7 protein-coding genes are annotated in these 6,822 nt (G+C 60.2%); 6 read left to right on the forward strand and 1 reads right to left on the reverse strand.

Annotation, left to right across the window (positions count from 1 at the left end):
* Nucleotides 1-288 precede the first annotated feature (288 nt).
* Entirely contained in the window at nucleotides 289-1,854 is a 1,566-nt protein-coding gene (locus ACQKP2_RS16490) for a methyl-accepting chemotaxis protein (protein ID WP_427577895.1), read from the forward strand.
* 204 nt (nucleotides 1,855-2,058) lie between these two features.
* Here the strand turns inward: ACQKP2_RS16490 and ACQKP2_RS16495 are convergent, their stop codons facing one another.
* Nucleotides 2,059-2,736, reverse strand: coding sequence for an alpha/beta family hydrolase (locus ACQKP2_RS16495; RefSeq protein ID WP_427577896.1), 678 nt, complete (start codon nucleotides 2,734-2,736; stop codon nucleotides 2,059-2,061).
* Nucleotides 2,737-2,829: 93 nt separating this feature from the next.
* Here ACQKP2_RS16495 and ccoN point away from each other — a divergent pair, with 93 nt between their 5' ends.
* The 5 genes from ccoN to ACQKP2_RS16520 all read left to right on the forward strand — a co-directional run.
* A complete protein-coding gene (gene ccoN, locus ACQKP2_RS16500; protein ID WP_427577898.1) occupies nucleotides 2,830-4,254 on the forward strand; it encodes a cytochrome-c oxidase, cbb3-type subunit I in 1,425 nt (474 codons plus the stop codon).
* A 10-nt stretch (nucleotides 4,255-4,264) separates the two neighbouring features.
* Nucleotides 4,265-4,873, forward strand: a complete 609-nt coding sequence (gene ccoO / locus ACQKP2_RS16505) for a cytochrome-c oxidase, cbb3-type subunit II (RefSeq protein WP_427577899.1) — start codon at nucleotides 4,265-4,267, stop codon at nucleotides 4,871-4,873.
* A gap of 3 nt (nucleotides 4,874-4,876) precedes the next feature.
* Nucleotides 4,877-5,080, forward strand: a complete 204-nt coding sequence (locus tag ACQKP2_RS16510) for a cbb3-type cytochrome oxidase subunit 3 (protein WP_427577900.1) — start codon at nucleotides 4,877-4,879, stop codon at nucleotides 5,078-5,080.
* Nucleotides 5,077-6,030 (forward strand): cytochrome-c oxidase, cbb3-type subunit III, encoded by a 954-nt coding sequence (ccoP, locus tag ACQKP2_RS16515; RefSeq protein ID WP_427577901.1) that lies wholly within the window; start codon nucleotides 5,077-5,079, stop codon nucleotides 6,028-6,030. The genes ACQKP2_RS16510 and ccoP overlap by 4 nt, the downstream gene beginning before the upstream one ends.
* 481 nt (nucleotides 6,031-6,511) lie before the next feature.
* Nucleotides 6,512-6,822 (forward strand): cbb3-type cytochrome c oxidase subunit I (locus ACQKP2_RS16520; RefSeq protein WP_427577903.1); only part of this gene is annotated, 311 nt, incomplete at its 3' end.

Genomic DNA, 6,822 nt, shown 5'->3' on the forward strand with positions numbered 1-6,822 from the left:
GAAACCAGCTGAATTCAGTTGAGTAGTGACTCTGTAATTATTGTTAGGAGTACTTTTTTACCCCACATCGACTCACATTCAGCCTTTGAGAACTCACCAACGGAGTGCCGGATGCGGGGCGCAAAATCATACGCGGAGCGCCACACAAGGGAAACCCTTACAAATCCTTGCATGACCATCCAGTGCCTTGCCCCCTCTTTGGATGTACGCCAGGCGCTCGATAAAAATAAATTCAATTAAACCCATTCGCTGCCGAAACCCTTTGAAAGCCTTGCGGATTGAAAAGCCATGCGTAACAACCAGCCAATTACACAACGCGAACGGACCTTTCCGGCCCAGCAACGGTTGATCTCCACCACCGATGCCAAAGGCGTGATTACCTACTGCAACGATGCGTTCATCGAGGTCAGCGGGTTTTCTCGTGAGGAATTGATCCGGGCGCCGCACAACCTGGTCCGTCATCCCGACGTTCCGACTGCGGTGTTCGCGCACATGTGGGGCACTCTGAAGCAAGGCTTGCCATGGATGGGTATTGTCAAGAATCGCTGCAAGTCCGGTGATCACTACTGGGTCAACGCCTACGTGACGCCGATCTTCGAAGGCAATCAGGTGATCGGTTACGAGTCGGTACGGGTCAAACCGACCGCCGAACAGATCCGCCGTGCCGAAGCGCTTTACCAACGCATCAACCAGGGCAAGCCGGCCATTCCTGCCACCGATAAATGGATGCCGGTCCTTCAGGACTGGTTGCCGTTCATTCTCGTCAGCCAACTGAGTTTCATGATCGGTGCCACGCTCAACTCCCAGTGGGGTTTTGCCTTGGCCGCCGGCCTTTCAGTGCCGCTGGGCCTGATGGGTCTGCAATGGCAGCAGCGTGGCCTCAAACGCCTGCTGCGTCTGGCCGAGCAGACCACGTCCGACCCGCTGATCGCGCAGATGTACACCGACAGCCGCGGCGCCCAGGCGCGCCTGGAGATGTCGATCCTCAGCCAGGAAGCTCGCCTGAAAACCTGCCTGACACGCCTGCAGGACACCGCCGAGCACCTCACCGGGCAGGCGAAACAGTCCGATTCCCTGGCGCACAACAGCTCCAGCGGCCTGGAGCGCCAGCGCGTGGAAACCGAGCAAGTGGCGACCGCTGTCAATCAGATGGCCGCCACCACTCAGGAAGTGGCCAGCCATGTGCAGCGCACCGCGGATGCCACCCAACAAGCCAATCTGCTGACGGGTCGCGGTCGCGACATCGCCGGGGAAACCCGCGAGGCCATCGAGCGCCTGTCCGTGGTGGTCGGGGAAACCGGCCAGACCGTGACGCAACTGGCCAAGGACAGCAATGAAATCGGTGGCGTGGTCGACGTGATCAAGGGCATCGCCGACCAGACCAACCTGCTGGCGTTGAACGCGGCCATCGAGGCGGCCCGTGCCGGCGAGATGGGGCGTGGCTTTGCGGTAGTGGCCGATGAAGTCCGGCAACTGGCGCAACGCACCAGCGAGTCCACCGGCCAGATTCATGCCCTGATTGCCAAGTTGCAGCAAACCGCCGGCACCGCCGTGCAAACCATGGAAGCCGGGCATCGCCAGGCCGAGGAAGGTGTGGCACGAGTACTGGAAGCCGACCAGGCGCTGGTGGGTATCAGCGAAGCGGTGGCCAACATCACCGACATGACCACCCAGATCGCCGCCGCAACCGAAGAGCAAAGCGCCGTGGCCGAGGAAATCAGCCGCAACATCAGCAACATTTCCGAACTGGCCGACCAGACTTCGGAACAGGCGCAGAATTCAGCGTTGCTGAGTGAAGAACTGACCAAGACCGCGAATACCCAGTACTCGCTGGTGGAGCGGTTCAACCGCTGATTGTTGCTGGTTCGATCAAAACCCGGACGGCGAAAGCTTCCGGGTTTTTATTGTCAGTTTGAAATGGATGTAATTTGGTAAACCGCTATCGCGAGCAGGCTCGCTCCCACAGGGGATCGTTCCGAACACAAAAATTGTGCTCACTAGAGATCGAATGTGGGAGCGAGCCTGCTCGCGATGGGGCCGTCGAAACTGCGCAGAACTTCACTGAAGGAATGCAGCCACCTTGTGCGCCGCAGCTGCCAAATGCTGTTCATGGGTAAATCCTGAAGCCTTCAACGGCTTCAAATCATGATCCCCGGCCACCAGCCAGAACAATTCGATACTCGGCGATAACGCATACGCCTGGACCGCCTCACGGTTACCCAACGCATCCCGCTCGCCCTGCACGATCAACGTGCGCGTTTTCAACGCCGCCAGATGCTCGACCCGTGGCTTTTCCGGTTTGCCTACGGCATAAAACGGATAACCCAGGCACACCAGCGCATCGGCGCCCAACTCGTCGGCGAGCAAACTGGCCATTCGCCCGCCCATGGATTTGCCGCCCATGGCCAGCGGCCCAGTGACATGGCGTCGCACCTGGGCATACACCTCGCGCCAGCATTCCAGCAGTTTCGGTGCCGGGTTCGGCGGGCGCTTGCCGCCGTCGATGCGCCGCTGCGCCATGTACGGAAACTCGAAACGCAAGACGTTGACGCCTTGAGCGGCCAGGCGTGCAGCCATGTCGTTCATCCAGTCGCTATCCATCGGCGCGCCGGCACCGTGGGCGAGGATCAGGGTCGTCGCAGCCTGGCCAGCCGCGGCATTCCACAACCATCCATGTTCGCGCACGCACCGCCCCCATTGATCCCCGTCAATACCGGCCTTGTGCCCTTTGTCCATGCTTGCCTCGCTTTAAGTCTGCCTATAACTCCAGGCGAAAGGGACGATGCCTTGCGCACGCGCCCGATTCGGCTGAACCGTGGATGGGGAACCATGAACACTTCTATCAGTACCGCCTACAACTACAAGGTGGTCCGCCAATTCGCCATTATGACGGTGGTGTGGGGCATCGTCGGCATGGGGCTCGGGGTTTTTCTCGCGGCCCAGTTGGTCTGGCCCGAACTCAACTTCAATTTGCCGTGGACCAGTTTCGGCCGTTTGCGTCCGCTGCACACCAACGCCGTCATCTTCGCGTTCGGTGGCTGTGCCCTGTTCGCCAGCTCGTTCTACTCGGTGCAACGCACCTGTCAGACTCAGTTGTTCGCGCCAAAAATCGCCGCGTTCTGCTTCTGGGGCTGGCAACTGGTGATCCTGCTGGCAGCCATCAGCCTGCCGCTGGGTTACACCAGTTCCAAGGAATACGCAGAGCTCGAGTGGCCGATCGACATCCTGATCACCATTGTCTGGGTCGCCTACGCCATCGTGTTCTTCGGCACCCTGATGCAGCGCAAGACCAAACACATCTATGTGGGCAACTGGTTTTTCGGCGCGTTCATCATCACCGTGGCGATCCTGCACATCGTCAATAACCTTGAATTGCCGGTAAGCCTTACCAAGTCCTACTCGCTGTACGCCGGTGCGACCGACGCCATGGTTCAGTGGTGGTACGGGCACAATGCCGTGGGCTTTTTCCTGACCGCCGGCTTCCTCGGCATGATGTACTACTTCGTGCCCAAGCAGGCCGAACGCCCGGTGTACTCCTATCGCCTGTCGATCGTGCATTTCTGGGCGCTGATCACTCTGTACATCTGGGCCGGCCCCCACCACTTGCACTACACCGCGCTGCCGGACTGGGCCCAGTCACTGGGCATGGTGATGTCGCTGATCCTCCTGGCACCGAGCTGGGGCGGCATGATCAACGGCATGATGACCCTGTCGGGCGCCTGGCATAAGTTGCGCAGCGACCCGGTCCTGCGCTTCCTCGTGGTCTCCCTGGCGTTCTACGGCATGTCGACCTTCGAAGGTCCGATGATGGCCATCAAGACCGTCAACGCCCTTTCCCACTACACCGACTGGACCATCGGCCACGTACACGCCGGCGCCTTGGGCTGGGTGGCAATGATCTCCATTGGCGCGCTGTACCACATGATCCCGAAAGTCTTCGGCCGCGAGCAGATGCACAGCATCGGCCTGATCAACGCCCACTTCTGGCTCGCCACCATCGGCACCGTGCTGTACATCGCGTCGATGTGGGTCAACGGCATTGCCCAGGGCCTGATGTGGCGTGCGGTGAACGAGGACGGCACGCTGACCTACTCCTTCGTCGAGACCCTGGTGGCCAGCCACCCCGGCTTCATCGTGCGTCTGGTGGGCGGGGCAGTCTTCCTCAGCGGCATGTTGCTGATGGCTTACAACACCTGGCGCACCGTGCGGGCCTCGCAACCCGCCGAAGTCGCCGCTGCCGCGCAGATGGCCTGAGGAGTCCGCCATGAAACACGAAACAATCGAAAAAAACGTCGGCCTGCTGCTGATTCTGATGGTGCTGGCCGTGAGCATCGGTGGCCTGACCCAGATCGTCCCGCTGTTTTTCCAGGACGTGACCAACAAACCGGTTGAAGGCATGAAGCCCTACACCGCGCTGCAACTCGAAGGCCGGGATATCTACATCCGCGAAGGCTGTGTCGGCTGCCACTCGCAAATGATCCGCCCGTTCCGTGCCGAGACCGAGCGCTACGGCCACTACTCGGTGGCTGGCGAAAGCGTCTGGGACCATCCCTTCCTGTGGGGTTCCAAGCGTACCGGTCCGGACCTGGCACGGGTCGGCGCGCGCTATTCGGATGACTGGCACCGCGCGCATTTGTACAACCCGCGCAACGTGGTGCCTGAATCGAAAATGCCCGCCTATCCGTGGCTGGTGGCCAATCAGCTCGATAGCAGCCACACCGAGACCAAGCTCAGGACCATGCGCACCCTGGGGGTGCCCTACACCGACGATGACATCGCCGGCGCGACCGCATCGCTCAAGGGCAAGACCGAAATGGACGCACTGGTCGCCTACCTGCAGGTGCTCGGCACCGCGATCAAGAGCAAGAGGTGAACCATGGTCGTTGAAATCAGCACTGGAATGATCCGCGGCCTGGGCACGGTCGTGGTGTTGGTGGCTTTCGTCGGCCTGACCCTGTGGGTGTTCAGCGCCAGACGTGGCCCGGAGTTCGCCGAAGCCCGTTTGTTGCCGTTCGCCGACGAACCGCAACCCGATCACCCTACCCCTGAAGAAACCGCAACAAGGAGCACCCGGCCATGACCACCTTCTGGAGTACGTGGATCTGCGTACTGACCATCGGCAGCCTGGTCGGCCTGACCTGGTTGCTGTTCGCCACCCGCCGCGGCGAAACCAAAGGCAGTGTCGACCAGACCATGGGCCACAGCTTCGACGGCATCGAGGAATACGACAATCCGCTGCCGCAATGGTGGTTCATGCTGTTCGCCGGCACCCTGTTGTTCGCCGTCGGTTACCTGGTGCTCTATCCCGGCCTGGGTAACTGGAAGGGCATTTTGCCTGGCTACGAAAATGGCTGGACCGGCGTCCATGAATGGGAAAAGGAGATGGAAAAAGCCGACGCCAGGTTCTCTCCGATCTTCGCCAAATTTGCCGCCATGCCAGTGGAGGAAGTGGCCAGGGACCCGCGAGCACTGAAAATGGGCGGGCGTTTGTTTGCCTCCAATTGCTCGGTGTGCCACGGCTCGGATGCCAAGGGTGCCTACGGCTTCCCCAACCTGACGGACAGCGACTGGCGCTGGGGTGGCAGCGCAGAGACCATCAAGACCACCATCATGGGTGGACGCATGGCAGCGATGCCGGCCTGGGGTGAAGTGCTCGGTGAAGCCGGCGTGAAAAACGTGGCCGCCTATGTGCGCCATGAACTGGCCGGCCTGCCATTGCCGGCCGATAACGGCGCCGACCTGCAAGCCGGCAAGCAGGTGTTCAGCACCACTTGCGTTGCTTGTCACGGGGCAAACGGCCAGGGCACGGAGGCGATGGGTGCGCCAAACCTGACGCACCCGGCCGGTTTCATCTACGGCTCGAGCCTGGCCCAGCTTGAACAAACGATTCGCCATGGCCGCCAGGGCCATATGCCGGCCCAGAGCGAAATGCTCGGCAACGACAAGGTGCAACTGCTGGCCGCGTATGTTTACAGCCTGTCACACGGTTCGAATACAGATCGAGCGCAGCCTGAAGACAATCGCGAATAAATCTCGACCGCTCTACTGCCGCATTCTCCCGGATGCGGCACCCTCCTCCCTTTTTGCGACTCATTGTCGCACCCTCTCCGCGTCTTCCTTTCGGTTCCCCTGATTCGGGTCTAAGCTTGCCGATGCGGACTGGCCGGTGCCGGTTCCAGGTCGACCCTCAACGATGTGTTCGACGAAATCTGCCCGAGGACAGGCCGCAAAGGCTGGTAGATACCGGCTGTCGCGCCAAGTGCCATCGGTCACTTGTTCGTTGCATTTGAACACACCCTGTTACACCCGACCTGAACCCCTTCCTTGATCAGTCCGCCGGGACGTTTTTTCCGTGGCCGATTTTGACCTTACTCGGCGCATGGAAAGGCCGCAGAATCAGCATTTGAAAGCATTGACCCAGGTCATGGCGCGTTGCAATGACCCCCCGCTTTCTCCATACTTGCGACCGATTTTAAATCCTAATAAAACACCCAAACCGTGGAACCTTAGAATGAGCACAGCAATCAGTCCGACTGCTTATAACTATAAGGTAGTCCGCCAGTTCGCCATCATGACGGTGGTCTGGGGGATCCTTGGCATGGGGCTCGGTGTCTTCATCGCCTCTCAACTGGTCTGGCCGGAACTGAACTTCGGTCTGCCATGGACGAGCTTTGGACGCCTGCGCCCGTTGCACACAAACCTGGTGATTTTCGCCTTCGGTGGATTACGTTTCCGCGCCGACCTGTATTACCGCCTGAACGTCGCGCCACTGCGTATTCCGCCACTGCGTGAACGCGGCGAAGATGCGCTGGTGCTGTTTCA

The sequence above is a fragment of the Pseudomonas sp. NPDC089569 genome (assembly GCF_050280625.1).
Lineage (GTDB): Bacteria > Pseudomonadota > Gammaproteobacteria > Pseudomonadales > Pseudomonadaceae > Aquipseudomonas.

Excerpts from the sequence above, each read along its gene's own strand:
- ACQKP2_RS16490 (WP_427577895.1), top strand. The coding sequence starts at position 289 with ATGCGTAACAACCAGCCAATTACACAACGCGAACGGACCTTTCCGGCC.
- ACQKP2_RS16495 (WP_427577896.1), bottom strand. The coding sequence starts at position 2,736 with ATGGACAAAGGGCACAAGGCCGGTATTGACGGGGATCAATGGGGGCGG.
- ccoN (WP_427577898.1), top strand. The coding sequence starts at position 2,830 with ATGAACACTTCTATCAGTACCGCCTACAACTACAAGGTGGTCCGCCAA.
- ccoO (WP_427577899.1), top strand. The coding sequence starts at position 4,265 with ATGAAACACGAAACAATCGAAAAAAACGTCGGCCTGCTGCTGATTCTG.
- ACQKP2_RS16510 (WP_427577900.1), top strand. The coding sequence starts at position 4,877 with ATGGTCGTTGAAATCAGCACTGGAATGATCCGCGGCCTGGGCACGGTC.
- ccoP (WP_427577901.1), top strand. The coding sequence starts at position 5,077 with ATGACCACCTTCTGGAGTACGTGGATCTGCGTACTGACCATCGGCAGC.